The organism is Streptomyces asiaticus (genome assembly GCF_018138715.1).
GTDB lineage: Bacteria > Actinomycetota > Actinomycetes > Streptomycetales > Streptomycetaceae > Streptomyces > Streptomyces asiaticus.
The window spans coordinates 4370618-4395655 of record NZ_JAGSHX010000006.1; the positions used below are offsets into that span (position 1 = coordinate 4370618).

Here is a 25038-nt window from a genome sequence, read left to right on the forward strand (position 1 = left end):
GCCCGGCCACCGCGAAGAGGCCCCCAATCGGACCCCTGCCGCACAGCTCGGCAGGCCAGTGCGTCAAACTTGTGATTGATCGCACTGTTTTACCGTCCGGCATCATGGGGACGTCGGTCCCCTGTGCATGTCGACAAGGAGAGACTCGTGGACGACGTTCTGCGGCGCGCCCCGCTCTTCGCGGCGCTCGATGACGAGCAGGCCGCTGAGCTGCGCGCCTCCATGGGAGAGGTGACCCTCGCGCGGGGTGACGCACTCTTCCACGAAGGGGACCCCGGCGATCGCCTGTACGTGGTCACCGAGGGCAAGGTGAAGCTCCACCGCACCTCTCCCGACGGCCGCGAGAACATGCTGGCCGTGCTCGGCCCCGGCGAGCTGATCGGCGAGCTGTCGCTCTTCGACCCGGGCCCGCGCACCGCCACCGCCACCGCCCTCACCGAGGTCAAGCTGCTCGGCCTCGGCCACGGCGATCTCCAGCCGTGGCTGAACGCCCGGCCCGAGGTCGCCTCCGCGCTGCTGCGCGCGGTCGCCCGGCGCCTGCGCAAGACCAACGACCAGATGTCCGACCTGGTCTTCTCCGATGTTCCGGGCCGGGTCGCCAGGGCCCTGCTGGACCTGTCGCGCCGCTTCGGCGTGCAGTCGGAGGAAGGCATCCACGTCGTCCACGACCTGACCCAGGAGGAGCTGGCCCAGCTGGTCGGCGCCTCCCGCGAGACCGTCAACAAGGCGCTCGCCGACTTCGCGGGCCGCGGCTGGCTGCGGCTGGAGGCGCGCGCGGTGATCCTGCTGGACGTCGAGCGGCTGGCCAAGCGCTCCCGCTGACGCCGGACGGAACGCGAAGACCGACCGTAAGGGGCCCGCCGGAATCCGGCGGGCCCCTTACGGCGCTCATGAACGGTTACGGCGATCGTGAACGGCACGGGGCTCAAGGACGGCACGGCGCTCATGAACGGCCGGCCCCACAGGCCGCGGGCCCAGAGGACTCCGGGAAGCGCCGGGCCTCGGACCAGCCCGTGCCGGCGCGGTCAGATCAACCCGTGCTCACGCAGATAGTCCAGCTGGGCCCGGACCGACAGCTCCGCCGCCGGCCACAGGGACCGGTCCACGTCCGCGTACACATGCGCCACGACCTCCGATGGCGTCCGGTAGCCGTTCTCGACCGCCGTTTCCACCTGCGCGAGCCGGTTGGCGCGATGCGCGAGGTAGTACTCCACGGCGCCCCGGGCGTCGTTCAGCACCGGCCCGTGGCCCGGCAGGACGGTGTCCACCCCGTCGTCCACCGCCAGCGAGCGCAGCCGCCGCAGCGAGTCCAGATAGTCGCCGAGCCGCCCGTCCGGATGCGCGACGACGGTCGTGCCCCGCCCGAGCACCGTGTCGCCCGTAAGGACCGCGCCATCGGCCGGAAGGTGGAAGGACAGCGAGTCGGCGGTGTGGCCGGGCGTGGGCACCACCCGCAGCTCCAGACCTCCGGTGGTTATGACGTCCCCCAGCTCCAGCCCCTCGTCCCCCAGCCGCAGCGCCGGATCCAGCGCCCTTACGGACGTCCGCGTCAGCTCCGCGAAGCGCGCCGCGCCCTCCGCGTGGTCCGGGTGGCCATGGGTGAGCAGCGTCTGCGCCACCCGCCTGCCCGCCCGCTCGGCGGTCGCGATGACCTCCTCGAGGTGGGCGTCGTCCAGCGGCCCCGGGTCGATGACGACGGCGAGGTCGGAGTCGGGCTCGGCGACGATCCAGGTGTTGGTGCCGTCCAGGGTCATGGGCGAGGCGTTCGGCGCCAGGACGCAGACGGCCCGGTCGGTGGCCGGGCCGCCGATGGTGCCCCCGCGCGGCTGGCCGGGCAGAGCGGATGCGTACGTCATGCGGAAGGCCCCCCTGTGGCTCCCGGGATGTGCTTGGTGAACTCATCATGGCCCGGCCAGCTCAGCACCAGCTCCCCGTTCTCCACCCGCGCCCGGGCCAGGACCGGCGTCAGATCCCGGTCCGTCGCGGCGGCCAGCGCGTCGGCGACCGAGCCGTAACCCGCGAGCTGGCGCAGCGTCGCGATCGTGGGCGGCATCATCAGCAGCTCGCCCCGGTCGTAGCCGTCGGCCGCGTCACCCGGACGGATCCAGACGGTCCGGTCCGCCTCCGTGGAGGCGTTACGGGTGCGCTGCCCCCGCGGCAGCGCAGCCACGAAGAACCAGGTGTCGTAGCGGCGCGGTTCGAACTCCGGGGTGATCCAGCGCGCCCAGCAGCTCAGCAGGTCCGAGCGGAGGACGAGCCCCCGGCGGTCCAGGAACTCCGCGAAGGACAGATCCCGGGCGACCAGCGCCGCGCGGTCCGCCTCCCAGTCGTCCCCCGTCGTGTCCGCGACCACGGTGTGCGGCGTCGGGCCCGCGAGCAGCACCCCCGCCTCCTCGAAGGTCTCGCGGACCGCCGCGCACACGATGGCCTGCGCCTGCGTGCCCTCGCTCGGGTCCAGGCCCAGCCGCCGCGCCCACTGCGCCCGCGAGGGGCCGGCCCAGGTGACCATCCGCTCGTCGCGCGGGTCCACGGAACCGCCCGGATAGGCGTACGCGCCTCCGGCGAAGGCCATGGAGGCGCGTCTGCGCAGCATGTAGACGGCGGGGCCGACGGCCCCTCCCGCCGCGTCCGGCAGGTCCTCTGGGGGCGTTTCAGGGGCTTCCGCGGTCGCCGCGGGCTCCGGCGGCCCCGCGGACTCGCGCGCCGCGCCGGGCCGCGCCGTCGCGTCGAACTCGTCCGGTGTGTGCTCCCCGTCCCCGCCCTGAGCGTCCTGTGCGTCCTGTGGTGCGTCCTGCCCGGCCGTTCCGTACGGGCCGTCCCGCAGCAGCAGGACGGTGGCGGCCCGGCGCGGTGTCACCGGTGTGAGCTCACCGGCCGACAGGAGCCGGATCCGCTCTGGCCACTCGGGTGGATACCACTGGCCATTCGTAGTGGACATGGCCGGATGCTATGCGCTTACGGGCTGATGTTCGAGTGGCCCTCGCGGCGCCACGCCGGGGCGGGTCCGCGTACCGGCCGTCACAACCGGTCCGCGTCCACGTACGTCCGCCAGTGCGCCCACCGGCCCGCCGACCGGCCCGCCGACGGGACCACCCATGGGACCGCTCGCCGGTTCGCGATCCCGGCGTCCGCGATCCCGGCGTCCGCTAGTCCGCGACTAGTCCGCGACCTCGACCTGGATCTCGACCTCGACCGGCGCGTCCAGGGGCAGCACCGCCACGCCCACCGCGCTGCGCGCGTGCACGCCCGCGTCGCCCAGGGCCTCGCCCAGCAGCTCGCTCGCGCCGTTGATGACACCCGGCTGGCCGGTGAAGTCCGGCGCCGAGGCGACGAAGCCGACGACCTTGACGACCCGCACGATCCGGTCGAGGTCGCCGACGACCGACTTCACGGCGGCCAGCGCGTTCAGCGCACAGATGCGCGCCAGCTCCTTGGCCTCCTCGGGGGTGACCTCCGCGCCGACCTTGCCGGTCACGCCCAGCTTCCCCTCGACCAGCGGCAGCTGACCCGAGGTGTAGACGTACGGGCCGGTGCGGAGCGCGGGCACATAGGAGGCCAGGGGCGCCGCGACCGCGGGCAGCGTCAGGCCGAGCCCGGCGAGCCTGCCCTCGACCGTGCCGCCCGCCATCAGCCCTTCTCCCGCTTCAGATAGGCCACCAGCTGCTCCGGGTTCGGGCCGGGGACCACCTGGACCAGCTCCCAGCCGTCCTCGCCCCAGGTGTCCAGAATCTGCTTCGTGGCGTGCACGAGCAGCGGTACGGTCGCGTATTCCCACTTGGTCATGGGGCCGACTGTAATGCCTCTCCGCCGGGCCCTGGTGCGTAGGGCGAGGGGGGACTGGTTAGGCTCCCCACTGTGAGCAGGCTCCATGTCGTCAGTGGCAAGGGCGGAACCGGCAAGACCACGGTCGCCGCCGCACTCGCGCTGGCCCTAGCGGCCGACGGCAGGCGCACCCTGCTGGTGGAGGTCGAGGGCCGCCAGGGCATCGCGCAGCTCTTCGAGACGGAGCCGCTGCCCTACGAGGAGCGGAAGATCGCCACCGCGCCGGGCGGCGGGGAGGTGCACGCCCTGGCGATCGATCCGGAGTTCGCACTCCTGGACTACCTCCATATGTTCTACAAGCTGGGCTCGGCCGGACGCGCCCTCAAGAAGCTCGGCGCGATCGACTTCGCGACCACCATCGCCCCGGGGCTGCGGGACGTCCTGCTGACCGGCAAGGCGTGCGAGGCGGTGCGCCGTAAGGGCAAGGACGGCGGTTTCGTCTACGACTCCGTGGTCATGGACGCGCCGCCCACCGGCCGCATCACCCGCTTCCTGAACGTCAACCACGAGGTGGCCGGGCTGGCCAGGACCGGCCCGATACACAATCAGGCCCAGGCCGTGATGCGCGTCCTGAAGTCCCCCCAGACCGCGGTCCACATGGTGACCCTGCTGGAGGAGATGCCGGTCCAGGAGACCGCGGACGGCATCGCCGAGCTGCGCGCCGACGGCCTTCCGACGGGCGGGGTCATCATCAACATGGTCCGGCCCGCGATCCTCGACCACGAGGCCGTCGAGGTGGCCGCCAACGGGCAGCGCGCGGCCGTCGCCAAGGCGCTCTCCCAGGCGGGCCTGGGCGGTGCGCGCCGCGGCGGCATGGCCGAGCGGCTGGTCGACCCGCTGCTGGAGCAGGCGCGCGAGCACGCCGAGCGGGTGGCGCTGGAGCGGGCGCAGCGCGCCGAGCTGACCGGGCTGGGGCTGCCGCTGCACGAGTTGGAGCTGCTCACGGACGGCATCGACCTGGCCGGGCTGTACCGGCTCGCGGCGGATCTGCGCAAGCAGTGGCCGGCGTGAGCGGCGCCCGCCGTAAGGGCGCCACGGACGACGAGTCGTACGCAGGAGGCGGCATGAGCATGGACGTGGCACCCCGGCTGGACACCGACGTCCTGCTGGACGATCCCCAGACCCGCATCGTGGTGTGCTGCGGCTCCGGTGGCGTCGGTAAGACCACCACCGCCGCCGCCCTGGGCGTACGGGCCGCCGAGCGCGGCCGTAAGGTCGTCGTCCTCACCATCGACCCGGCCCGCCGGCTCGCGCAGTCCATGGGCATCGACGCGCTGGACAACATCCCGCGCCGGGTGGAGGGCATCGGCGGCGGGAACGGCGGCGAACTGCACGCCATGATGCTCGACATGAAGCGGACGTTCGACGAGTTCGTCGAGGCGCACGCCGACCCCGAGCGCGCCCGGGCGATCCTCGCGAACCCCTTCTACCAGTCGCTCTCGGCCGGTTTCGCGGGCACGCAGGAGTACATGGCCATGGAGAAGCTCGGCCAGCTCCGGGCCCGCGACGAATGGGACCTGATCGTCGTCGACACCCCGCCCAGCCGGTCGGCGCTGGACTTCCTGGACGCGCCGAAACGTCTCGGCTCCTTCCTGGACGGGAAGTTCATCAAGGTCCTGATGGCACCGGCCAAGGTGGGCGGCAAGGCCGGGATGAAGTTCCTGAACGTGGGCGTCTCGATGATGACGGGCACGGTCAGCAAGGTGCTCGGCGGGCAGCTGATGCGCGACGTTCAGACGTTTGCTGCCGCGATGGACACCATGTTCGGCGGATTCCGTACTCGCGCCGAGGCCACCTACCGGCTCCTACAGGCTCCGGGCACGGCCTTCCTCGTGGTGGCCGCGCCCGAGCGGGACGCCCTTCGGGAGGCCGCGTACTTCGTGGAACGGCTGGCCGCGGACCAGATGCCGCTGGCCGGACTGGTACTGAACCGGGTGCACGGCAGCGGTGCCGAACAGTTGTCGGCGGAACGTGCGTTGGCCGCCGCGGAGATCCTGACCCTGACGGGCGATCCCGCGGATCCGGACGATGCGCTCGCGAACGGCGCGGAGGGAAGCGATCCGGCCAAGAACGGCGCCGGGGCAGAAAATCTTGCCGACGGCGGATTTGTCGATCCCCCCTCAGGGAATGCTCAAGCGCGGAACCCCTCGGCAGCGGACCCCGACGTCTCCCCCACGTCGGCGGACTCGTCGGCGGAGCGGCTCGCCGCGGGACTGCTTCGGCTGCACGCGGAGCGTATGCAGGTGCTCGGACGCGAGCAGCGCACACACGACCGCTTCACGGCGCTCCACCCCGAGGTTCCGGTGGCCCAAGTGGCCGCACTCCCTGGCGACGTACACGACTTGGCAGGACTGCGGGCGATCGGCGAACGCCTCGCGGTCCCGCCGGAGCGGACCAATCGCGTGGCGGGCTGAGTCGGTGCCCGCCGGGCGGTCGGCCGCCCGCGCATGGACGGAGACGCACGACAGCACGACCACGACAGCACGACGGCCCCTCTTCCCTCTTGCCTCAGGTTCCGGCGGACGCGTCCGCCCGGCTGGCGGCCTACGGCACGCACAGGCGGACCCACGCCCCACACGCAGGCAAGCAGGCAAGCCACGGTCACCGGTGGCCGAGGGCGTAACCGGTAGCCGAAGGCCGAGGGCGGCACGAGTGGCCCAGGCGGCGGACCAACCCCCGGCCCGCGAGGACCTGTTAGCCATGTCATACCGAGCCATGAGCTGCACCAGGCATGCCACAGGAGGCCAGGTCGCCCGAGGCCGTGTCACACGCGCCCCCACGGCCGACCGCGGCTCTGGCCGCGGTCGTGCTCGGAGGCGTGCGCGTAACCCGTACCCGCCCCTGACGAGGCGCGCCCGTACTCGCACCCCCCACTCGTGCCGAGACATGCCGAGACGAGAGGTGGGTGAGGTGATGATGAGTCGAAACGCTCACACCGGCAGGCGTCAACCCAGGTCAAACCAGGTCAACCCAGCGAGCCGTCAACCCAGCGGGCCGTCAGCCCGGCAGGCTGTCAGCCGACCACCGGCGGACCGCCGTCCGGCCTATCCGACCGCGGCGAAGCGCTCATAGTCCTCGTCGTCGAAGGGCAGAATCCCCGCGCTGCGCTCGTACTCGATGCGCGCGGTCTCCAGGAGCCTGCGCCAGGAGGTCACAGTCGGCCGGCGGCGCAGCAGTGCTCGCCGCTCGCGCTCGGTCATCCCTCCCCACACACCGAACTCCACGCGGTTGTCCAAGGCATCCGCAAGGCACTCGGTGCGCACCGGGCATCCGGTGCAGACCGCTTTGGCCCTGTTCTGTGCCGCGCCCTGGACGAACAGTTCATCTGGATCAGTAGTGCGGCAGGCGGCCTGCGCACTCCAGTCGGTTACCCAGCCCATGCTGGCGCCGTCCTCTCCCGAATCGGAGCTCCCCCACGGCGACAAACGGCATATTCACCGTCGCCAGTTGAGGACGTTACGGAAGCGAGACACAGCGCAACACCCCCTGCGGGCCCAATCTTGGATGGTCCGAACGGACTATGGGTACGCGGCAGATCACCCAACGGAGTGAGCTGGCGACATTTGCGATTACTAGTGCAAATCAGGGCAGTTCACGCACCGAACAGCGGGCAGTTCAGGACAGGGGCCGCAATCCGGGCAGGCCTCATCGCTCACTTGAGTGAGGGTGGGGGTGTGGCTCAGCCACACAGCTGTGACTGGCGTGAAACAGCTTATGCGAACGCCCGGTCCCCTGTCCGGCGATTCGAGACGTAGGCTGCGTCCTATGGGAAACACGCGCTCGAGCGGGGGACTGTCCACCGCTCACCAGGCCGCCAAGTTCCTCGGCGTCAGCGCGCTGGCCGGTGCCGTGATGGCCGGGCTCGCGCTTCCCGCCGTCGGAGCGCTCGGCCTGGCGGCCAAGGGAACGGTCGAGGAGTTCGACGGAATTCCGGCCAATCTCAAGACACCGCCGCTCAGCCAGCGGACCACGATCCTGGACGCCAAGGGCGGGGAGATCGCGAAGGTCTACTCCCGCGACCGGACGATCGTGAAGCTGAACGACATCTCCTCGTACATGCGGCAGGCGATCGTCGCGATCGAGGACGCCCGCTTCTACGAGCACGGGGCGGTCGACCTCAAGGGCGTGCTCCGCGCGGTCAACAGCAACGCGCAGGACGGCGGGGTCTCCCAGGGCGCGTCCACCCTGACCCAGCAGTATGTGAAGAACGTGTTCGTCGAGGAGGCGGGCGACGACAAGGAGAAGGTCGCCCAGGCCACCCGGCAGTCCATAGGCCGCAAGATCAAGGAACTGAAGTACGCGATCAAGGTCGAGAAGGAACTGGGCAAGAAGCGGATCCTCGAGAACTACCTGAACATCACCTTCTTCGGGCAGCAGGCGTACGGCATCGAGGCGGCCTCCCAGCGCTACTTCAGCAAGTCCGCCAAGGATCTGAAGCTGGAGCAGGCGGCGCTGCTGGCCGGTCTCGTCCAGTCGCCCAGCCGCTACGACCCGATCAACGCCCCGGAGTCCGCCAAGGCGCGCCGCGACACCGTTCTGCGGCGCATGGCCGAGGTGAAGGACATCACTCCGGCGCAGGCCGCCGCGGCCCAGAAGAAGCCGCTCGGCCTCAAGGTCAGCATGCCCAGGAGCGGCTGCATCACGGCCGTCAAGGGCGCCGGGTTCTTCTGTGACTACGTCCGCGAGACCCTGCTGAACGACCCGACCTTCGGCAAGACCGCGGAGGCGCGCGCCAAGCGCTGGACCCAGGGCGGTCTGACGATCCGCACGACGCTCGACCCGCAGGCCCAGGAGTCGGTCCAGAAGTCGATCAAGAAGCATGTCTACCAGTCCGACCCGGTGGCCACCGCGGTGACGCTGGTCGAGCCGGGCACCGGCAAGGTGCTGGGGATGGGCCAGTCCAGGCCGTACGGCTTCGGCGAGAACGAGACCCAGATCAACCTGTCCGCGGACAAGTCCATGGGCGGTTCGAACTACGGCTTCCAGGTCGGCTCCACGTTCAAGCCGATCACCGCGGCGGCCGCCATCGAGCAGGGCAAGAAGCCGTACCAGCGCTACTCCTCGCCGTACAAGATGAAGTACCCGAGCCCGGTCACCACCTGCAAGGGCACCTGGAGCAACGACGAGGGCGCGACGGTCGAGAACGAGAACGAGGAGGAGGTCGGCCCGTACGGGATGAAGGAGGCGACCGCCAAGTCGGTCAACACCTACTTCGTCCAGCTGATCAGCGACATCGGGGTCTGCCCGGTGACGCAGATGGCCGACAAGATCGGGGCGAAGCGCGCCGACGGCCAGGAGCACAACCAGGTGCCCTCGGTCACCCTCGGCTCCGAGGGCTTCTCGCCGCTGACGATGGCCAACGCCTACGCGACCTTCGCCAACCGCGGTGTCTACTGCTCCCCGGTCTTCATCGAGTCGATCACCGGCCCCGGCGGCAAGAAGCTGAAGGTGCCGCAGTCGAAGTGCTCCCGCGCGATGTCGGAGAAGACCGCGGACACCATCAACAAGCTGCTGCGCGGAGTGGTCGAGGACGGCACCGGCAAGCAGGCCGGGCTCCAGAGCCGCCCGAGCGCCGGTAAGACGGGTACGACGGACGAGCGCAGGGCCGCGTGGTTCGTCGGCTACACCCCGAACATGGCCGGTGCGGTGTGGGTCGGCGGCCCGGGCCCCAAGGGCGTCAAGATGGAGAACATCACCATCGGCGGCGTCCCCCACGACAAGGTCTACGGCGCGGACACCCCCGGTCCGATCTGGAAGGACGCGATGAGCGGCGCGCTGGACGGCAAGGAGGCGCCGAACTTCGTGAACGTCCAGATAAACGACCCGAACCAGCGCAAGCCCCACGACCGCAAGAAGCCGGGCGACCGCAAGCCGAGCCGCGACAGGGGCAACGACAACGGCGACAACGGCGGCCAGGACAACCCGTGGCCGAACATCTCCCTGCCCCCGGACCTGATCGGCGGCGGCAGTGGGAATGGGAATGGCGGTAACGGCAACGGCAACGGCGGCTGGAACTTTCCGCGGTAGCGGTGGCTCGTGATGGAGCGCTGAAGGGGGCCGGACGAAGATGTCCGGCCCCCTTCTTATGGGTGGGCCCGCTTCTTATGTGGGCACCCGATGCCGGAACGCACGGTGCACGCACTGCACACGCCGCACAGCGTGCACACGGCCCATAACACAACGCAACAACGCGCGCCCTCCGAGCGGGCCTACCCGCCCGCGAGCTGCCGCTTCACCGCGGCGGCGACCCGGCCACCCTCCGCCCGTCCGGCGATCTTCGGGTTCACGATCTTCATCACGGCGCCCATGGCCCGCGGCCCCTCGGCGCCGCCCGCCGCGGCCTCCCGGACCGCATCGGCCACCAGGGCGTTCAGCTCGTCGTCCGTAAGGGGCTTCGGCAGATACTCGGCGAGCACCTCGCCCTCCGCCTTCTCCCGCTCGGCCTGCGCGGCGCGTCCACCCTTCTCGAACGCCTCGGCGGCCTCGCGGCGCTTCTTGGCCTCCCGCGCGATGATCTTCTCCACCTCGGCGTCGGACAGCTCACGTGCGCTCTCGCCCGCGACCTCTTCCTTGGTGATCGCGGTGATGGTGAGCCGGAGAGTCGAGGAGCGCAGCTCGTCGCGCGCCTTGATCGCCGCGGTGAGATCGTCCTGAAGCCTGGACTTGAGCGTGGTGGTCATGGCGTCGAGTGTGCCAGCACTGGCCGGGAATCACCCGAAGATTTCTCCCCCCGCGGCGTTCTGCGACCATGGACGGCATGCGCGCGCGATACGGAGTACCCCTGGGAATCACGGCGGTCGGGGCGGCCGGCCTCGCCTACGCCGCCTGCTTCGAAGTCCGGTCCTTCAGGCTCCGGCGGATCACCGTTCCGGTGCTCCCGCGGGGGATGCGCCCCCTGCGCGTCCTGCAAGTCTCCGACATCCACATGGTGAGCGGACAGCGCAAGAAGCAGCGCTGGCTCCAGTCCCTGGCCGGGCTGCGCCCCGACTTCGTGGTGAACACGGGGGACAACCTCTCGGACCCGGAGGGCGTGCCGGAGGTCCTGGACGCGCTGGGCCCGCTGATGGAGTTCCCCGGTGCGTATGTCTTCGGCTCGAACGACTACTACGGCCCGAAGCCGCGCAACCCCGCCCGCTACCTGCTGGAGAAGGCCAGCGGTAAGCACGGCCTGAACGGCAACCCCCCGGTCGTCGGCGCCATCCACAACCCGTGGACGGAGCTCCGCGACGCCTTCGACGCGGCCGGCTGGGTCGGTCTCTCGAACACCCGCGGCCGGCTGAAGCTGGAGGACATCGAGATCGCCCTCACCGGCCTCGACGACCCTCACATCAAGCGCGACCGCTACGCCGAGGTGGCCGGCGGCCCCGAGTCCGGCGCCGACCTTTCCCTGGCCGTGGTCCACGCCCCGTATCTGCGCGTCCTCGACGCCTTCACCGCGGACCGCTACCCCCTGATCCTCGCGGGCCACACCCACGGGGGCCAGCTGTGCATCCCCTTCTACGGCGCTCTGGTCACCAACTGCGACCTGGACGCCCGCCGGGTGAAGGGCCTCTCCGAGCACCAGGCCGGCGGCCACACCTCCTACCTCCACGTCTCCGCCGGCTGCGGCACCAACCGCTACACCCCGGTCCGCTTCGCCTGCCCCCCGGAAGCCACCCTGCTCACCCTCACCCCCCAGACCCCCTGACCCCACCCCACCCACCGGGACCACCCCGACCGCCCCGACCTGCGGGACCTCCAAAACCGGATTTCGTCTCTGGCCACAGGTCCGCTAAAGTAGAGCTCGTTGCTTCGGGGTGTAGCGCAGCTTGGCAGCGCGCTTCGTTCGGGACGAAGAGGTCGTGGGTTCAAATCCCGCCACCCCGACTGAAGGAACACAGGTCAGGGGCCTGATCCGCGAAAGCGGGTCGGGCCCCTGACTCGTTTCCGGGGCCATCTTGGAAGCCGACTCCAGTGGTGGGGCGGCCACCTCGCGCCGTGGCGCACCTCACTCGCGCGTGCGCTCGGCGGCTTCCTGGGCACCGGGCAAGCAGGGAGGACAGGACGGGGCTCGTGCTCTTCCCCGGAGACGGCGACGTGACCAGCCCGGACGTGTCCTGGTCCGCCACCGGCTTCAACAGGTTCAGGGAGTGGCTGGCCCAGGCCGAGGGATTCGCCCTCGCTGAGATGTACGGCTTCGGCGGAGACCGCCCGTGGAGCAGCGTTTCCACCACACTGGCACCGCTACTCGACCATCCGGACGACGACGGCCCCGACCTCACGCCCACTCAATGCGCGGCCATGCTGCCCCCGTTGGAAGCAATCATCGACCAGCGGCAACACGAAGGCAGCGATCCCGTTCTCCAACGGCACTTGGATGACGCCCGCCAGCTGGTCGCCGTCATGAGGTTCTGCCTGAACAAAGACGTCGAGCTCATCTTCGGGTGACCACCGGGCCGCAGCGCGTTCCCCGTCGGAGATGACCAGCCGTTACGAGACAGCCCGCCGACTATTCGGTCGCGTCCGTCCAGCCCTGGCGGCGGAGGACGGTCGGGACGTCGGGGGCCTGGTAGTGGGTGCCCTTGAGGACCTTGCCGTCGGCTCGGAGGGTGGGGCGGCCGTCGGGGCCGAGTTTGGTCATATTGGCCCGGTGGATCTCGGCGATCACCTCGTCGAGGTCGATGCCGTGGACCAGGGCGGTGCCGTAGGCGACGTAGACGACGTCGGCCAGTTCGTGGGCGAGGTGGTCGAGGGTGCCGTGGGCGCTCGCCTCGGCCACTTCGGCGCACTCCTCGGCCAGGAGGTCCTGGCGGTGGGCGGCGAGTTCCGGTGAGACCTCGGTGGGGGTCTTGCGGGCGTCGAGGCCGAAGGCCAGGTGGAATTCGCGGACGAGGTCGGCGGGAGAGCGGCGCATTCGTCCGATCGTACGTGGAGGGGTGGGGTGGCTGGGTGCGAGTCAGGGGGTGGTGCGGGGGCGCCGCTCAGCCCTGCGGCGTATGGGGCCGTTGTGCGTCGGCGCGCGGATCCTTGGATGGGTGCCTAGGGTGAGGCGTATCAGGCCCTTGACCTCCGCCTCCGGGGTGGTGCATCCATGAGTCTCAGCATCCGCAATCAGCTTCCCGCCACCGTCGTCTCCGTGACGCCCGGCGAGGCCATGGCAACGATCCAGGGGCGGCTGTCCGGGGGGCAGATGGTGACGGCCGCCGTGACCATGAGTGCCGTGAAGGAGCTCGGCATCGGGGAGGGCTCCGAGGTGACGGCGCTGGCCAAGGCCACCGAGGTGGCGCTGGCCACCGGGGAGGTCTCGGGGCTGAGCATCCGCAACCGCTTCCCGGGCACCGTCAGCCGCCTCACCCTCGGGGCCGCCATGGCCACCGTCGTCATCGACATCGGCGGCGGCCAGGAGCTCATGGCCGCCATCACCCAGGACGCGGCGGCGGAGCTGGGGCTCGCCGAGGGCAGCCGGGTCACCACTCTGATCAAGTCGACCGAGGTGTCGCTCGCCACCGCGTAGGCCGATGGGCGGTGGGTGGGTCCTGCCTCGCCTTCGCCCTGCCTCACCTTCGTCCTTCCCGCCCCACCTTCGTCGTGCCCCGCCTCCCCCTCGTTCCGCCTCGCCTCGTTCCGCCTCACCTCCCCCTCGTTCCGCCCAGATCTCGCCAACCCCTCCGTCCCCATCCCACTAACTTCTACAGTGCTGTAGATTTTGACTCCGGTCCACTGAGCACGAGGAGAAGATCGTGGGAGTTTCCCTGTCCAAAGGCGGCAATGTCTCGCTGAGCAAGGAGGCGCCGGGCCTGAGCGCCGTCCTCGTCGGCCTGGGCTGGGACGTGCGGACGACGACGGGCGCCGACTACGACCTCGACGCGAGCGCGCTGCTCTGCGACGAAACCGGGAAGGTCGCGTCCGACCGGCACTTCGTCTTCTACAACAACCTCACCAGCCCCGACGGCTCCGTGGAGCACACCGGCGACAACCTCACCGGTGAGGGCGAGGGCGACGACGAGGCCATCAAGGTCAATCTGGCCACCGTGCCCGCCGAGGTCGCCAGGATCGTCTTCCCCGTCTCCATCCACGACGCGGAGAGCCGCAGCCAGAACTTCGGCCAGGTCCGGAACGCCTTCATCCGGGTGGTCAACCAGGCCGACAACGTCGAACTCGCCCGCTACGACCTGAGCGAGGACGCCGCGACCGAGACGGCGATGGTCTTCGGCGAGCTCTACCGCAACGGCGCGGAGTGGAAGTTCCGCGCGGTCGGCCAGGGGTACGCCTCGGGGCTCGCGGGCATCGCCTCCGACTTCGGCGTCAACCTCTGACCGACGCCCTCCTGCGGCCGCCGGGCCCGGCCTTCCCTCTGAGGCGGTGAGACGGGCCCGGCGGCCGGTTCACTCCTACTCATCGAGCTTCGAGGAAGCGCGGACATGACCGCCCCACCCGGCTTACAGGCCGAGGACAGACCCGACTTCGAGCGGGCGCTGTACCAGGCGCTGCGTACGGCGGAGATCCGTGCGGCCCTGCGGCGCAACGGGGCCACCGGGGACGCGGGCATCCAACGGCTGCGCTCCCAAGCGCTCGTGGCGAGCGAGCTGATCGCGACGGCCGCCGCGCCCGAATACGCCGCGTACCTCCGGCAACGCGCCGCCGCGGCGACGACCGCGTCCACCGCGCCCGCTGCATCTGTCCGATCCGGCTCGCCCACCCCCTCGGCAGGCGTCCGTGGACTGCTGCCGGTGCTCGCCGTCCTCACACCCGCTCTGGCCGGCGCCTCGACCGCGGCCTTTCTGCTCCTCGGCGGGCTGCTGGGGCTCCTCGACTCCCAACGCGAGCTGGCCGACGCACTGTTGACCGCCGGGCTGACCAGCGCGACGATCGCGGCGTTCACTCTGGTGGTGGGGGTGGCCTGCCTGCTCGTCACCGCCGTACGCCACCGAACCCCGGCCCCCGACCCGCGCCCGCGCCCCCGTCCACGTCTACGTCCTCATGGGCGTCCACGTCTTCACCGGCATCCACCCACGCACCCGCCCCACCTCGGGCACCGGGTTGACGCGGCCGTCGCCACGGCCCGCGACGCCTGGCTGAGGGCCCTGCTTCACCGCGGCATCCTGCCGTTTTTGCGCGACCGGCTGGAGAGGTCGCACAGCCCGTCCCGGACGAGTCGGGTCCAGTCGAGTCAGAAGAGTCGAGTCAGAAGAGCGAGAGAGGAACCACATGACGGTAAACCTGGCCAAGGGCCAGCGGATCAGCCTGAGCAAGTCCGACGGGGGTGAGCTCACCGCGGTGCGCATGGGCCTGGGCTGGCAGGCCGCGCCGCGCAAGGGGTTCCTCGCCCGGCTGACCGCCAAGGAGATCGACCTGGACGCCTCGGCCGTGCTCTTCGCCGGACGCGAAGCCGTCGACGTCGTGTTCTTCCAGCATCTGACGAGCGACGACGGATCCGTACGGCACACCGGCGACAACCTCGTCGGCGGCGCGGGCCAGGGCGGCGACGACGAATCGATCCTGATCGATCTACAGCGCGTTCCGGTCCATGTCGATCAGATCCTGTTCACGGTGAACTCCTTCTCCGGACAGACCTTCGCCGAGGTACAGAACGCCTTCTGCCGCCTGGTCGACGAGACCAATGGCCAGGAGCTGGCCCGCTACACCCTGAGCGGCGGCGGCCCGTACACGGCTCAGATCATGGCCAAGGTCCACCGCGAGGGCGGGGGCGGGGCGGGCGGCGGCTGGCAGATGTCGGCGATCGGCGCGCCCGCCACCGGGCGGACGTTCCAGGATCTGCTGCCGGTCCTCGCCTCCCACCTCTGACCTCCCGTTCCCATACGGCCTGTGGCGCGTTTCGCGCCGCCCGAGGGAGAATCTGAGGGTGACCGAGCGAAAGCCACCGGGTATCAGTTTCGAAACGTGGGCCGACCGACAGATCCGTGAGGCGGAGGAACGCGGCGCGTTCGCCAATCTCCAGGGAAAGGGAAAGCCCCTCCCCCATCTCGACCGGCCCTACGACGATCTGTGGTGGGTCAAGGAGAAGATGGCCCGCGAGAATCTGTCGTTTCTGCCGCCGACACTCGTACTGCGAAAAGAGGCGGAGGACGCGCTCGCCGCCGTGGAAAAGGCGCCGTCGGAGCGAATGGTGCGGGAGATCCTCTCGGAGGTCAATGACAAGATCCGTGAGGCGATCCGGCGGCCCCCGCCCGGCCCGCCGCTCAATCTCGCGCCCTTCGACATCGACGAGGCCGTACGGGCGTGGCGGGAGCGCCGGGACCGCGAGCGAGAAGAGCAGGCAGAGGGCGACTGAGCCGGTGCTGAGCCGGTGCTGAGCCGGTGGACCGGGGCGTACGGCGCCCCGGTCCACCCGCGGTGCCGGACTACTCCTCGTTGCCGTACGGGCGAGTGATGATCTCCATGCCATGACCGGCCGGGTCCATGAAGTACAGCCCGCGCCCGCCGTGATGGTGGTTGATCTCGCCCGGCTGCTTCAGATGGGGATCGGCGTAGTACGTGACGCCCTGCTCCCGGATCCGCCCGAAGGCCGCGTCGAACTCCTCGTCCGAGATGAGGAACGCATAATGCTGCATGACGATCGACTCGCCGGGAATGGTGGCGAAGTCCAGGGTGACACCGTTACTGGTTTCCACCGGAACGAACGGGCCCCATTCTTCTCCCACCTCGAGGCCAAGGATATTCGCCAGGAATTCCGCGGATTCGTGGTTGTCCAGAGAATGGACGATCGTGTGATTCAACTCGACAGACACTGTGGAATGCCTCCGTAAGGCAATCTCACGGGCACCTCCATGCCTCACCCAGCCGGTGACCGACACGCGATGCCGTACTTCCGATCGTAGGCGCCGACGCCTGCGGCCGTCGAGGGCCCCCAGCCCCCTCAACTACAGCCGTAGAGGGCCCCGGCCCCCTCCCTCCTCCTCAGCTACGACCGTCAGGATCCCCGTCCGCGGGCCCCTTCCTCACGGCCGCCACGCTGAAGATCCCGCCCTCCGGGTCGCGCAGCGTCGCGATGCGCCCATAGGGGGTGTCGGTCGGCAGGGAGATGACGCCGCCGCCGAGCTCCGCGGCGCGTTCGGCGACCTCGTCGACGTCCTTCACGCAGAAGTAGACCCGCCAGCGGGGCCGGACATTCGGGTCCGGGGCGGCCTCGATGGCGCCGCCGCGCAGCCCCGCGACCGCCTTACCGTCGATATGGAGGACCACCCGGTCGTGCTCGAAGCGGACGTCACAGCGCTCCCGCCCCTGGGTGTCCCAGCCGAAGGCCTGACCGTAGAAGAGCGCCGCCTCGAAGGCGTCACGGGTGCGCAGCTCCAGCCATACCGGAGCGCCCGGTCTGCGCTCGCCCCACCAGGCGGAGGTCAGATCGCCCTCCCAGATGCCGAAGTTGGCCCCGTCCGGGTCGGCCGCCCAGGCCACCCGGCCGCTGCCGAACTCCAGCGGCCCGACCGCGACCGTGCCGCCGCGCTCCTGGACGCGCGAGGCCACCTCGTCCGCGCTGTCCGCCGCGAAGTACGTGGTCCAGGTGACCGGCAGGTTCACCCCCGCCGACGGCGACGAGGCGCCGATGCCGACGGTCGGTACGCCGCCCTCGGTGTACGCGATGGTGTAACGGCCGTGACCCTGCCGGGTGGGGCGGAAGCCCCAGCCGAAGAGCTCTCCGTAGAAGTGGTGCGCGCGGTCCAGATCCGCTGCCATCAGACTCACCCAGCAGGGCGCGCCCTGGACAGCACGGAACCTCTCCCGCAAGGCCGCTCACCTCACTCATATCCCTGGGGGCGCCACAGACGTCCCGCAGGCAGCCGTCATCGCTCGGGCTTCACGCCCGATATCTACACTTTCCTCCGATTTCGCGGTCGGCGCCACCTTGGTGCCCACCGGCGCGTTGATGCCCGCTCGCGCGCCCTCCGGAGTGCCCGCCCGCGCACCCACGGGCGTGCCCACCGAAGTGCCCGCGCGGGGAGGGCGCACACGCTGTTGTGGCGCATCACACCGGGGCGCGTCCGGCATCGGAGCATGGCCGTCCGGACATGGCAGGGCAGTATTGCGCCATGTCGAATCTCCGCTCAAACATCGTCGCCTGGCTGGGTCGCAAGTACTTTTCGAGAATCCAGAAGAACGGCTTCGACTTGTCCAAGATGTCGTTCCTCCCGGACGCCACACTGGCACCGCTGAGGCGCGACGGCCTCGACCCCATCGCCGATCTGTCCCGAACCAGGGCAAAGGAACCCATCAGCAAGATATGGCTGCCTTTCGGGATCAATGCTTGGCTTGTCACCGGATATGACGAGACCAAGGCGGTGCTCGGAAAGGCGAAGGGCTTCAGCTCCGATTTCACCAACCTCGCGGAACGGAACATCGGCGTCGCCGCGCAGCAGAATCCGGGAGGTCTCGGTTTCAGCGATCCACCGACGCATACGAGACTGCGACGCCTGCTGACGCCCGAATTCACCATGCGGCGGCTCAGCAGGCTCACCCCGCGCATCCACTCCATCGTGGAGGAGCGCCTCGACGAGATGGCCGCGGCCGAGGGCCCGGTGGATCTCGTACAGGCGTTCGCGCTTCCCATTCCCGCGCTGGTCATCTGCGAACTGCTGGGTGTGCCGTACGAGGACCGCGATGACTTCCAGCGCCACAGCACGGCGCGGTTCGACCTCTTCGACGGGGCGAACGCGTCCTTCGGCGCGATGTCGGACTCGCTCTCCTATCTGCACGGGATCGTGCGGAAGCAGCGTGAGACGCCCGGCGACGGGCTGCTCGGCATGCTGGTGAAGGAGCACGGCGACGAGCTCGACGACCATGAGCTGGCCGGGCTCGCCGACGGGGTGCTGACCGGCGGTCTGGAGACGACAGCGAGCATGCTGGCGCTCGGCACGCTGGTGCTGCTCCAGGCCCCCGAGCAGTTCGCCGCGATACGCGACCAGGACGATGTCGTGGATCCGTTCGTGGAGGAACTGCTGCGCTATCTCACCGTGGTGCAGGTGGCCTTCCCGCGGTTCGCCCGCGAGGACATGGAGATCGCGGGCACCCGAATATCCGCCGGTGATCTGGTGCTGTGCTCACTGAGCGGGGCCAACCGGGACGAGAAGCTGGGCCCGGACATGGAGCGGGTCGATCCGCACCGGCAGGCCCCCTCTCACCTGGCCTTCGGGTACGGCATCCACCGCTGCATCGGCGCCGAACTGGCCAAGATGGAACTCCGGGCCGCCTACCCCGCGCTCATACGGCGGTTCCCGGAGATGCGGCTCGCGGTACCGGCGGAGAAGCTCTCGTTCCGGAAGCTCTCCATCGTCTACGGCGTGGAGGAGCTGCCGGTGCTGCTGAGGTAGCCGAGCCCGGGGAGGGGACGGGGTGAAAGAGAGGGGGCGGAGGGGCAGGGGGCGGGAGGGTATCGGGCATCGGACATCCGAGACCGGGAGGGTGTTCAGATACCGGGAGATACCGGGAGGGTGTTCAGAAGCGCTCGACCAAGTGCTCGCGCTCACGCGGGGGCTCGTACGACGCCGGCCAGAAGTCGGTGATGGTCTGGATCCGGCCGTCCGCGGCGGCGGTGAAGAAGCTGATCGCCTGCGTCTCCTCCTCGTCCACGCTGAAACTCACCCAGGAGACCGCCTGATCGCCGTCGGTGATGACGCGCTCGACCTCCAGGCTCCACTCGCCCACGTGCTCCGCGTTGAAGCGGACCACGCCGTCCCGGCCGAGCACCCGCTCGCGGGTCTGCGGCAGCTCGTAGCGGACGTCGTCGGCGAGGGTGGCGCCGAACGCCCGCCAGTCCCTGGCCTGGGCCGTTGCCCAGTACGTGTCCACCGTCGCGCCTATGTCGGCCATCAGCTCCCCCTCGGTGTGCGGCCTGGCGTCCATCCCGCCGGGAACGTTATCCACAGGCGCGGGACGACGCCAGCGCGCATGTCGGGGTGCGGCGCAGAATGGTGGGCATGACTGAGAGCACGGAGTCCATGCCGGACTGGGAAAAGCGCTTCCGGGCGCCGCGAGTGGGGCTGCCCGACTGGGCGGAAGACGCCCCGGACCACTCGCTGTTCGTCTCGAACGCCACGGGTACGTACGAGCTGTACGCATGGGACCGGGCCACCGGTGCCCAGCGGCAGGTCACGGACCGGCCGAACGGGACGACCGACGGGGTGCTGTCGCCGGACGGCCGGTGGATCTGGTGGTTCTCGGACACCGACGGCGATGAGTTCGGGGTGTGGCTGCGCCAGCCGTTCAGCCGCGGCGAGGGTGACGAGGGCGCCGAGCGCCCGGCCGACGAGCCCGCGACCCCGGGCCTGGCGCCCTCCTACCCCGCGGGGCTCGCGCTGGGCCGCGACGGCACGGCGGTCGTCGGGCGGTCCACCGACGAGGACGGCTCGACCATCCATGTGGTGCGGCCGGGCGGCGAGCCCGAGGAGATCTACCGGCACCGCGAGTCCGCCGGAGTGGGCGATCTCTCCCATGACGGGACGCTGATCGCGATCGAGCACACCGAGCACGGCGACGCGATGCACTCGGCGATCCGGGTCCTGCGGCCGGACGGGACGGCCGTCGCGGAGCTGGACGACACCAAGGGCGGCACGGAGGAGCTGGGCCTGTCCGTGATGGGCTTCGCGCCCGTCGAGGGCGACACCCGGCTGCTGGTCGGGCATCAGCGGCGCGGCCGGTGGGAGCCCATGGTGTGGGATCCGACGACAGGTGTGGAGACGGCGCTGGCGATCGACCTGCCCGGCGACGTGGGGGCGGACTGGTTCCCGGACGGATCGGCGCTGCTGGTCGAGCACAGCCATCAGGCGCGCAGCGAGCTGTGGCGGTACGACCTCGCCTCGGGCGAGCTGACCCGCCTGGAGACCCCGGCGGGCACGATCTCGGGCGCCACGGCGCGCCCGGACGGCACGGTGGAGTTCCTGTGGTCGTCGGCCGAGAAGCCGCCCCAGGTGCGGTCCACGAGCGGGCGTACGGTGCTGGACCCGCCCGGTTTCACCGCCCCGGAGTCGGTGCCGGTCACCGACGTCTGGGTGGACGGCCCCGGCGGGCGGGTGCACGCGCTGGTGCAGAAGCCCGCCGGCGAGGGCCCCTTCCCGACGGTCTTCGACATCCACGGCGGGCCCACCTGGCACGACAGCGACGCCTTCGCGGCGGGTCCCGCGGCCTGGGTGGACCACGGCTTCGCCGTCGTGCGGGTCAACTACCGCGGCTCCACCGGCTATGGGCGGGCGTGGACGGACGCGCTCAAGCACCGGGTCGGGCTGATCGAGCTGGAGGACATCGCGGCCGTGCGGGAGTGGGCGGTGGCCTCCGGGCTCGCCGACCCCGAGCGGCTGGTGCTGGCCGGCGGCTCCTGGGGCGGCTATCTCACGCTGCTGGGTCTCGGAACGCAGCCGGCGTCCTGGGCGCTGGGTCTGGCCGCGGTTCCGGTCGCGGACTATGTGACGGCCTACCACGACGAGATGGAGGCCCTGAAGGCGATGGACCGCACCCTGCTGGGCGGCACCCCGGAGGAGGTGCCGGAGCGGTTCGAGGCGTCGTCCCCGCTGACCTATGTGGAGGAGGTGCGGGTGCCGGTCTACATCTCGGCGGGGGTGAACGACCCGCGCTGCCCCATACGGCAGATCGACAACTATGTGGAGCGGCTCGAGCGGCGCGGCACCCCGCATGAGGTCTACCGCTATGACGCGGGGCACGGCTCGCTGGTCGTCGAGGAGCGGATCAAGCAGTTGCGCTTGGAGATCGAGTTCGCTCGGCGTCATCTGGGGTCGGGTCCGCACCCGGCGCCGTCGGAGCCGTCGGCTCGGGCGGCGTGATGCCGAGGGCCAGATCGCGGGCCGTCTCTGCCTCGCGGCGGAACAGCCGGAACCACATGAAGACCACGAAGCCCGCGAAGACGAACCACTCACCGGTGTAGCCCAGGTTCTGGAACGCCTTGATGTCGAGCCCGGTGCCCTCCGCCGCCGTGGGGGGCACCGGCTTCAGGGCCCCGGGAGCCTCGGCGGAGGTGACCCAGGCGTCGTACACCTGGTACGGCACCAGGTTGACCAGGGAGGCGGCGCTGATCATGCCCAGCTGACCGCGGGGGAGGCCGCCGCTCGCGCTCACCCCGTCGCCGCCCTGGTGCTCGGACGCCTGGAGCGCACCGGTGACGGTCACCTCGCCGGAGGGGGGTGCGGGCACCTTGGCGGTGGCCGCCGGATCGTCGGCGTCGCCGGGGAGCCAGCCACGGACGACGGGCAGCGCCTTGGCGCCGTCCGCGGCCCCGGCCTTGCCCTCACTCCTGCCTCCGTCCTTGCCCCCGTCCTTGTCCTCATCCACGCGCAGCAGAGTCAGTACATAGAAGCCGTCGCGGTCGTCCAGCCGCCGGTCGGGCACGAGGAGTTGATGTGCGGTGTCGTATCGGCCGGTGGCGGTGGCCCGCTCCCCGGAGGTCTTCGCGGTGACCGGCAGCAGATCGCCCAGCGGACGGGCCGCGGCCTTCCGCTCGGCGGACGCCTCGTCCTGCTGCTGGTTGTGCGTATTGACACGCGTCTCGAAGCGGCTGAGCTGCCAGCTGCCCATGAAGAGACAGACCGGGATCGCCAGCAGGGTGAACACGTTGATCACCCACCAACGGGGTGTCAGCAGAAACCGATACACACCCCCACGGTACGGGCTTCGCGTCGCGGCCCCGGTGGCGGGGCCGCCCCACGGAGCCCCGTGCCGCGGCCCGAGGATCCCGCCGGAGCGCGCCCGGACGGCCGCGGGCCCTCCCGGGCTCGAGGCCGCGCACAAGGCCGTGCTCGAGGCCGCGCACAAGGCCGTGCTCGAGGCCCCGGGAGGCCAATGCTCCGCGGCTCCGGAGAGACACCGCCGGGCTCTGGAGAGACACCGGCGGGCTCCGGAGGGAGGGCAGCGGGCCCTAGGACGCCAGCAGACCGGTGCGGTAGATCGTTCCGGCGCAGGCGCCGCCGATCGACACGCTCGCCGAGGCCGGGTCGCCCGCCTCCGGTGTGTGGCTGACCAGGACGCTCGCGTCCTGCGGCTCACCGCCACCGCCGCCGCCACCCGGGGTGCCGCCCGGATCGCCCGTGCTGGGGTCGTCCTGCGGTCCGTCCTGGGCCGCGTCCGTGGACGGGTCGGGGGTCGGGGTGCCGGTGGTGGAGCAGCCGCTGCTGCCGCCGCCCGACGCCGGGATCCAGGCGAACTTCACCTCGTACGCCTGGCCGGGCTTGAGGATGAGCGTGCCCGGCTGGGTGGAGGGGTCGGGCAGCCCCGCCGCCGCGTCCCCCGCCGTATGGTCCACGACCAGGATCCGCGAGGCGTCCGCACCGCCCTGGGCGCTCGCGCCCACCGAGCCGCTGCCCTCGACCGTGCAGGCCCGGTCCGAGACGTTCACGACGCGGAACGAGCCGTAGACCCGCCCCTCGGCGTCGGCCGCTCCGATCGATCCGGCGCCACCGCTGGTGAGCTGGGCGCGGCTGCACGTGGGGGAGACGGCGTTCAGCGTGTTGGTGGGGTCGGGGACCGTACCGCCGGAGCCGGCCTGCTCGCCCTTCGACGGCTTGTCCTTCTCCTTGTCCTTGCCCTTGTCGCCCTTGTGCTCCTCGACCGTGTCGGAGGGCCCGTCGGCGTCCTTGCCGCCGCTGCCCTCGCCGTGCGGGCCGCCGCTGGCCTCGGGGGTGCGGTGGCTGCTGGCGGCGTTGGCCGGGCGGTCGTTCGAGCTGTCGCTGGTGGTCGCGACGTGCACCAGCGCCGGTACGGCCGCACAGCCCAGCACCAGCGCCGCCGCGGCCCCGACCAGGGCCTGGCGCCGCCGCGCACGGCGGGCGGGCACGGCGCGCCGCAGATGGTCGAGGGACTCGGGGGACGGCTCGAGCTCGTCGACGGCGCGGTGCAGCAGCCGCCGCAGCGCCTCCCCGCCCTCACCGCCGGGCTCGTCGTCGTCCAGCTGAATACGGAGGGGCGTCACCCGTCCAGGCTCGGACCCGGCGGACTTCCTGCCCTCCGTGGCCTCGGCCGACCCGGTGCGCTCCTCGACGGACCCGGTGTGCTCCTCGACGGACCCCGTGCGCTCCTCGGCGCCCGCGGGCTCCGCAAGCTCACGGGTCTCCGTGGGCCCGGCGGACTCACGGGCCGCCAGGGACGTCGCGGACCAGGTGGAATCCGCGGACCCGTCGGGCTCCCCGTCCGCCATGGACTCTGCGGCCTCCGCGGTCTCAGTCGCCTCCGCGGCCTCCGTCGCCTCTACCGGCTCCATGGGCTCCGTGGTCTCCCTGGACTCCCCTGGCTCCCTGGATTCCGGCTCATGGCCGTGCCGCTGGCCGGAATCCCCCGGGTCCGGCGTAGATGTGTTGTGGTTCATGCCGGAGCCTCCATGGCGACGCGGAGCGCCGCGATGCCGCGCGAGCCGTACGCCTTGACCGAGCCGAGCGATATGCCCAGCGTCTCGGCCACCTGGGCCTCGGTCATATCGGCGAAGTAGCGCAGCACGAGAACCTCGCGCTGACGGCGCTGAAGTCCCCTCATCGCCTTGATCAGTTGATCGCGTTCCAGCTGTTCGTACGCCCCCTCCTCGGCACTGGCCATATCGGGCATCGGCTTGGAGAGCAGCTTCAGCCCGAGGATGCGCCGGCGCAGCGCGGAGCGGGAGAGATTGACGACCGTCTGCCGCAGATAGGCGAGGGTCTTCTCGGGATCCCGGACTCTCTTGCGCGCCGAGTGCACACGGATGAACGCTTCTTGCACGACGTCCTCGCAGGACGCGGTGTCGTCGAGAAGGAGCGCGGCGAGACCGAGCAGCGACCGGTAATGGGCGCGGTAGGTCTCGGTGAGGTGATCGACTGTGGTGCCCGCTGCCATCGCGTCGTCAGTGTCCTCGCGCCCCGTTGTGATGTGCGCGGGGCGGGCCGACGGCCATGGCGCGATCACCGGCATGCCACCTGGGGCACGCGGGGGGCGTACTGCCGCGCCGCCATGCCCTGGAACCGTTGCGATGCCGAATACCTCTGCCACGCCTGTTGGACACGCCGCCCCCTGTCAGGGTTGTACGCGTGAGGCACCGCTTTTGACGATGCGTTGAATGCCCCCATGCGCACCAACTCTTCCCCAATGCCCCAGTTATCCCAGTGCCCACTGCGGGGCGGCTGGAAAGACGCTCCCCGCCTACTGCCGGTTGCAGCGGGCGGGGAGCGAATACGTCGATCACATCAATGGCCCAGCTCAGCTGGTCCAGGCCAGTGACACGCACACAGGATATTCACATTCATCGGACGACGCACT

26 protein-coding genes and 1 tRNA gene are annotated in these 25038 nt (G+C 70.6%); 14 read left to right on the forward strand and 13 right to left on the reverse strand.

Going from position 1 to position 25038, the window contains the following annotated elements:
* The first annotated feature begins 147 nt into the window (after positions 1 to 147).
* On the forward strand, positions 148 to 822 hold the full coding sequence (locus KHP12_RS25760) for a Crp/Fnr family transcriptional regulator (protein WP_014061749.1): 675 nt from the start codon (positions 148 to 150) through the stop codon (positions 820 to 822).
* 203 nt (positions 823 to 1025) lie between these two features.
* Here the strand turns inward: KHP12_RS25760 and KHP12_RS25765 are convergent, their stop codons facing one another.
* The 4 genes from KHP12_RS25765 to sp36 all read right to left on the reverse strand — a co-directional run bounded on the left by KHP12_RS25765 (position 1026) and on the right by sp36 (position 3783).
* The gene (locus KHP12_RS25765; RefSeq protein WP_086884998.1) at positions 1026 to 1856 is read right to left on the reverse strand and encodes an MBL fold metallo-hydrolase; all 831 of its coding nucleotides are present in this window, start codon (positions 1854 to 1856) and stop codon (positions 1026 to 1028) included.
* Entirely contained in the window at positions 1853 to 2938 is a 1086-nt protein-coding gene (locus KHP12_RS25770) for an NUDIX hydrolase (RefSeq protein ID WP_086884997.1), read from the reverse strand. Before KHP12_RS25770 ends, KHP12_RS25765 begins: the two co-directional genes overlap by 4 nt.
* Positions 2939 to 3157: 219 nt before the next feature.
* Complete coding sequence (locus tag KHP12_RS25775) at positions 3158 to 3628, reverse strand: RidA family protein (protein WP_086884996.1); 471 nt, start codon at positions 3626 to 3628, stop codon at positions 3158 to 3160.
* Positions 3628 to 3783, reverse strand: a complete 156-nt coding sequence (gene sp36 / locus KHP12_RS25780) for a Sp36 family protein (RefSeq protein ID WP_020870215.1) — start codon at positions 3781 to 3783, stop codon at positions 3628 to 3630. Before sp36 ends, KHP12_RS25775 begins: the two co-directional genes overlap by 1 nt.
* Before the next feature lie 72 nt (positions 3784 to 3855).
* On the opposite strand from sp36, the gene bagA reads away from it, so the two are divergent.
* Entirely contained in the window at positions 3856 to 4833 is a 978-nt protein-coding gene (gene bagA, locus KHP12_RS25785; RefSeq protein WP_086884995.1) for an ATPase BagA, read from the forward strand.
* Positions 4834 to 4886: 53 nt separating this feature from the next.
* Positions 4887 to 6236: an ATPase BagB gene (gene bagB, locus KHP12_RS25790; RefSeq protein WP_086885005.1), complete on the forward strand. Its 1350-nt coding sequence runs from the start codon at positions 4887 to 4889 to the stop codon at positions 6234 to 6236.
* A 630-nt stretch (positions 6237 to 6866) separates the two neighbouring features.
* On the opposite strand, the gene KHP12_RS25795 is transcribed toward bagB, so the two are convergent.
* A complete protein-coding gene (locus KHP12_RS25795; protein ID WP_020870211.1) occupies positions 6867 to 7202 on the reverse strand; it encodes a WhiB family transcriptional regulator in 336 nt (111 codons plus the stop codon).
* A 385-nt stretch (positions 7203 to 7587) separates the two neighbouring features.
* On the opposite strand from KHP12_RS25795, the gene KHP12_RS25800 reads away from it, so the two are divergent.
* Entirely contained in the window at positions 7588 to 9849 is a 2262-nt protein-coding gene (locus tag KHP12_RS25800) for a transglycosylase domain-containing protein (RefSeq protein WP_086884994.1), read from the forward strand.
* 182 nt (positions 9850 to 10031) lie between these two features.
* Here KHP12_RS25800 and KHP12_RS25805 read toward each other — a convergent pair whose 3' ends face one another.
* Positions 10032 to 10502: a GatB/YqeY domain-containing protein gene (locus KHP12_RS25805; protein ID WP_037956886.1), complete on the reverse strand. Its 471-nt coding sequence runs from the start codon at positions 10500 to 10502 to the stop codon at positions 10032 to 10034.
* 77 nt (positions 10503 to 10579) lie between these two features.
* Between KHP12_RS25805 and KHP12_RS25810 the strand changes: the two genes are divergently transcribed.
* From KHP12_RS25810 to KHP12_RS25820, 3 genes are all read left to right on the forward strand, one after another.
* Entirely contained in the window at positions 10580 to 11509 is a 930-nt protein-coding gene (locus KHP12_RS25810) for a metallophosphoesterase (RefSeq protein ID WP_210609490.1), read from the forward strand.
* Between the two features lie 105 nt (positions 11510 to 11614).
* Positions 11615 to 11688: transfer RNA gene (locus KHP12_RS25815), tRNA-Pro, on the forward strand.
* A gap of 210 nt (positions 11689 to 11898) precedes the next feature.
* Positions 11899 to 12249 (forward strand): hypothetical protein, encoded by a 351-nt coding sequence (locus KHP12_RS25820; RefSeq protein WP_244203156.1) that lies wholly within the window; start codon positions 11899 to 11901, stop codon positions 12247 to 12249.
* 61 nt (positions 12250 to 12310) lie between these two features.
* On the opposite strand, the gene KHP12_RS25825 is transcribed toward KHP12_RS25820, so the two are convergent.
* Positions 12311 to 12715: a pyrophosphohydrolase domain-containing protein gene (locus KHP12_RS25825; RefSeq protein WP_086884170.1), complete on the reverse strand. Its 405-nt coding sequence runs from the start codon at positions 12713 to 12715 to the stop codon at positions 12311 to 12313.
* A 177-nt stretch (positions 12716 to 12892) separates the two neighbouring features.
* Here KHP12_RS25825 and KHP12_RS25830 point away from each other — a divergent pair, with 177 nt between their 5' ends.
* From KHP12_RS25830 to KHP12_RS25850, 5 genes are all read left to right on the forward strand, one after another.
* Positions 12893 to 13315 carry a TOBE domain-containing protein gene (locus tag KHP12_RS25830; protein ID WP_086886622.1) on the forward strand — a complete coding sequence of 141 codons (423 nt, stop codon included), beginning with the start codon at positions 12893 to 12895 and terminating at the stop codon, positions 13313 to 13315.
* Positions 13316 to 13541: 226 nt separating this feature from the next.
* The gene (locus tag KHP12_RS25835; RefSeq protein ID WP_086884836.1) at positions 13542 to 14117 is read left to right on the forward strand and encodes a TerD family protein; all 576 of its coding nucleotides are present in this window, start codon (positions 13542 to 13544) and stop codon (positions 14115 to 14117) included.
* Positions 14118 to 14222: 105 nt separating this feature from the next.
* Positions 14223 to 15068, forward strand: coding sequence for a hypothetical protein (locus KHP12_RS25840; RefSeq protein WP_086884835.1), 846 nt, complete (start codon positions 14223 to 14225; stop codon positions 15066 to 15068).
* Complete coding sequence (locus KHP12_RS25845) at positions 15010 to 15606, forward strand: TerD family protein (RefSeq protein WP_086884834.1); 597 nt, start codon at positions 15010 to 15012, stop codon at positions 15604 to 15606. Before KHP12_RS25840 ends, KHP12_RS25845 begins: the two co-directional genes overlap by 59 nt.
* A 58-nt stretch (positions 15607 to 15664) precedes the next feature.
* Positions 15665 to 16093, forward strand: a complete 429-nt coding sequence (locus KHP12_RS25850) for a DnaJ family domain-containing protein (RefSeq protein ID WP_086884833.1) — start codon at positions 15665 to 15667, stop codon at positions 16091 to 16093.
* A 70-nt stretch (positions 16094 to 16163) separates the two neighbouring features.
* Here KHP12_RS25850 and KHP12_RS25855 read toward each other — a convergent pair whose 3' ends face one another.
* Together KHP12_RS25855 and KHP12_RS25860 are read right to left on the reverse strand one after the other, a co-directional pair.
* The gene (locus KHP12_RS25855) at positions 16164 to 16550 is read right to left on the reverse strand and encodes a VOC family protein (RefSeq protein ID WP_044573040.1); all 387 of its coding nucleotides are present in this window, start codon (positions 16548 to 16550) and stop codon (positions 16164 to 16166) included.
* A gap of 169 nt (positions 16551 to 16719) precedes the next feature.
* Positions 16720 to 17496, reverse strand: coding sequence for a VOC family protein (locus KHP12_RS25860; RefSeq protein WP_086884832.1), 777 nt, complete (start codon positions 17494 to 17496; stop codon positions 16720 to 16722).
* 353 nt (positions 17497 to 17849) lie between these two features.
* Here KHP12_RS25860 and KHP12_RS25865 point away from each other — a divergent pair, with 353 nt between their 5' ends.
* Complete coding sequence (locus tag KHP12_RS25865) at positions 17850 to 19127, forward strand: cytochrome P450 (protein WP_086884831.1); 1278 nt, start codon at positions 17850 to 17852, stop codon at positions 19125 to 19127.
* Between the two features lie 124 nt (positions 19128 to 19251).
* Here the strand turns inward: KHP12_RS25865 and KHP12_RS25870 are convergent, their stop codons facing one another.
* A complete protein-coding gene (locus tag KHP12_RS25870; protein WP_086885953.1) occupies positions 19252 to 19626 on the reverse strand; it encodes a nuclear transport factor 2 family protein in 375 nt (124 codons plus the stop codon).
* Between the two features lie 107 nt (positions 19627 to 19733).
* Between KHP12_RS25870 and KHP12_RS25875 the strand changes: the two genes are divergently transcribed.
* The gene (locus KHP12_RS25875) at positions 19734 to 21590 is read left to right on the forward strand and encodes a S9 family peptidase (RefSeq protein ID WP_372455228.1); all 1857 of its coding nucleotides are present in this window, start codon (positions 19734 to 19736) and stop codon (positions 21588 to 21590) included.
* On the opposite strand, the gene KHP12_RS25880 is transcribed toward KHP12_RS25875, so the two are convergent.
* The 3 genes from KHP12_RS25880 to KHP12_RS25890 all read right to left on the reverse strand — a co-directional run bounded on the left by KHP12_RS25880 (position 21496) and on the right by KHP12_RS25890 (position 24693).
* On the reverse strand, positions 21496 to 22416 hold the full coding sequence (locus tag KHP12_RS25880) for an SURF1 family protein (RefSeq protein ID WP_086885951.1): 921 nt from the start codon (positions 22414 to 22416) through the stop codon (positions 21496 to 21498). The two genes, KHP12_RS25875 and KHP12_RS25880, sit on opposite strands and share 95 nt — an antisense overlap.
* Before the next feature lie 262 nt (positions 22417 to 22678).
* Positions 22679 to 24016 (reverse strand): hypothetical protein, encoded by a 1338-nt coding sequence (locus tag KHP12_RS25885; protein ID WP_244203417.1) that lies wholly within the window; start codon positions 24014 to 24016, stop codon positions 22679 to 22681.
* Positions 24017 to 24117: 101 nt separating this feature from the next.
* Positions 24118 to 24693, reverse strand: coding sequence for a SigE family RNA polymerase sigma factor (locus KHP12_RS25890; RefSeq protein ID WP_037956857.1), 576 nt, complete (start codon positions 24691 to 24693; stop codon positions 24118 to 24120).
* Between the last annotated feature and the right edge of the window lie 345 nt (positions 24694 to 25038).

Coding starts and splice junctions, on each gene's coding strand:
- KHP12_RS25765 (WP_086884998.1), bottom strand. CDS start 1,856: ATGACGTACGCATCCGCTCTGCCCGGCCAGCCGCGCGGGGGCACCATC.
- KHP12_RS25770 (WP_086884997.1), bottom strand. CDS start 2,938: ATGTCCACTACGAATGGCCAGTGGTATCCACCCGAGTGGCCAGAGCGG.
- KHP12_RS25775 (WP_086884996.1), bottom strand. CDS start 3,628: ATGGCGGGCGGCACGGTCGAGGGCAGGCTCGCCGGGCTCGGCCTGACG.
- sp36 (WP_020870215.1), bottom strand. CDS start 3,783: ATGACCAAGTGGGAATACGCGACCGTACCGCTGCTCGTGCACGCCACG.
- bagB (WP_086885005.1), top strand. CDS start 4,887: ATGAGCATGGACGTGGCACCCCGGCTGGACACCGACGTCCTGCTGGAC.
- KHP12_RS25795 (WP_020870211.1), bottom strand. CDS start 7,202: ATGGGCTGGGTAACCGACTGGAGTGCGCAGGCCGCCTGCCGCACTACT.
- KHP12_RS25800 (WP_086884994.1), top strand. CDS start 7,588: ATGGGAAACACGCGCTCGAGCGGGGGACTGTCCACCGCTCACCAGGCC.
- KHP12_RS25805 (WP_037956886.1), bottom strand. CDS start 10,502: ATGACCACCACGCTCAAGTCCAGGCTTCAGGACGATCTCACCGCGGCG.
- KHP12_RS25810 (WP_210609490.1), top strand. CDS start 10,580: ATGCGCGCGCGATACGGAGTACCCCTGGGAATCACGGCGGTCGGGGCG.
- KHP12_RS25825 (WP_086884170.1), bottom strand. CDS start 12,715: ATGCGCCGCTCTCCCGCCGACCTCGTCCGCGAATTCCACCTGGCCTTC.
- KHP12_RS25830 (WP_086886622.1), top strand. CDS start 12,893: ATGAGTCTCAGCATCCGCAATCAGCTTCCCGCCACCGTCGTCTCCGTG.
- KHP12_RS25840 (WP_086884835.1), top strand. CDS start 14,223: ATGACCGCCCCACCCGGCTTACAGGCCGAGGACAGACCCGACTTCGAG.
- KHP12_RS25845 (WP_086884834.1), top strand. CDS start 15,010: ATGACGGTAAACCTGGCCAAGGGCCAGCGGATCAGCCTGAGCAAGTCC.
- KHP12_RS25860 (WP_086884832.1), bottom strand. CDS start 17,496: ATGGCAGCGGATCTGGACCGCGCGCACCACTTCTACGGAGAGCTCTTC.
- KHP12_RS25865 (WP_086884831.1), top strand. CDS start 17,850: ATGTCGAATCTCCGCTCAAACATCGTCGCCTGGCTGGGTCGCAAGTAC.
- KHP12_RS25870 (WP_086885953.1), bottom strand. CDS start 19,626: ATGGCCGACATAGGCGCGACGGTGGACACGTACTGGGCAACGGCCCAG.
- KHP12_RS25875 (WP_372455228.1), top strand. CDS start 19,734: ATGACTGAGAGCACGGAGTCCATGCCGGACTGGGAAAAGCGCTTCCGG.
- KHP12_RS25885 (WP_244203417.1), bottom strand. CDS start 24,016: ATGGAGCCGGTAGAGGCGACGGAGGCCGCGGAGGCGACTGAGACCGCG.
- KHP12_RS25890 (WP_037956857.1), bottom strand. CDS start 24,693: ATGCCGGTGATCGCGCCATGGCCGTCGGCCCGCCCCGCGCACATCACA.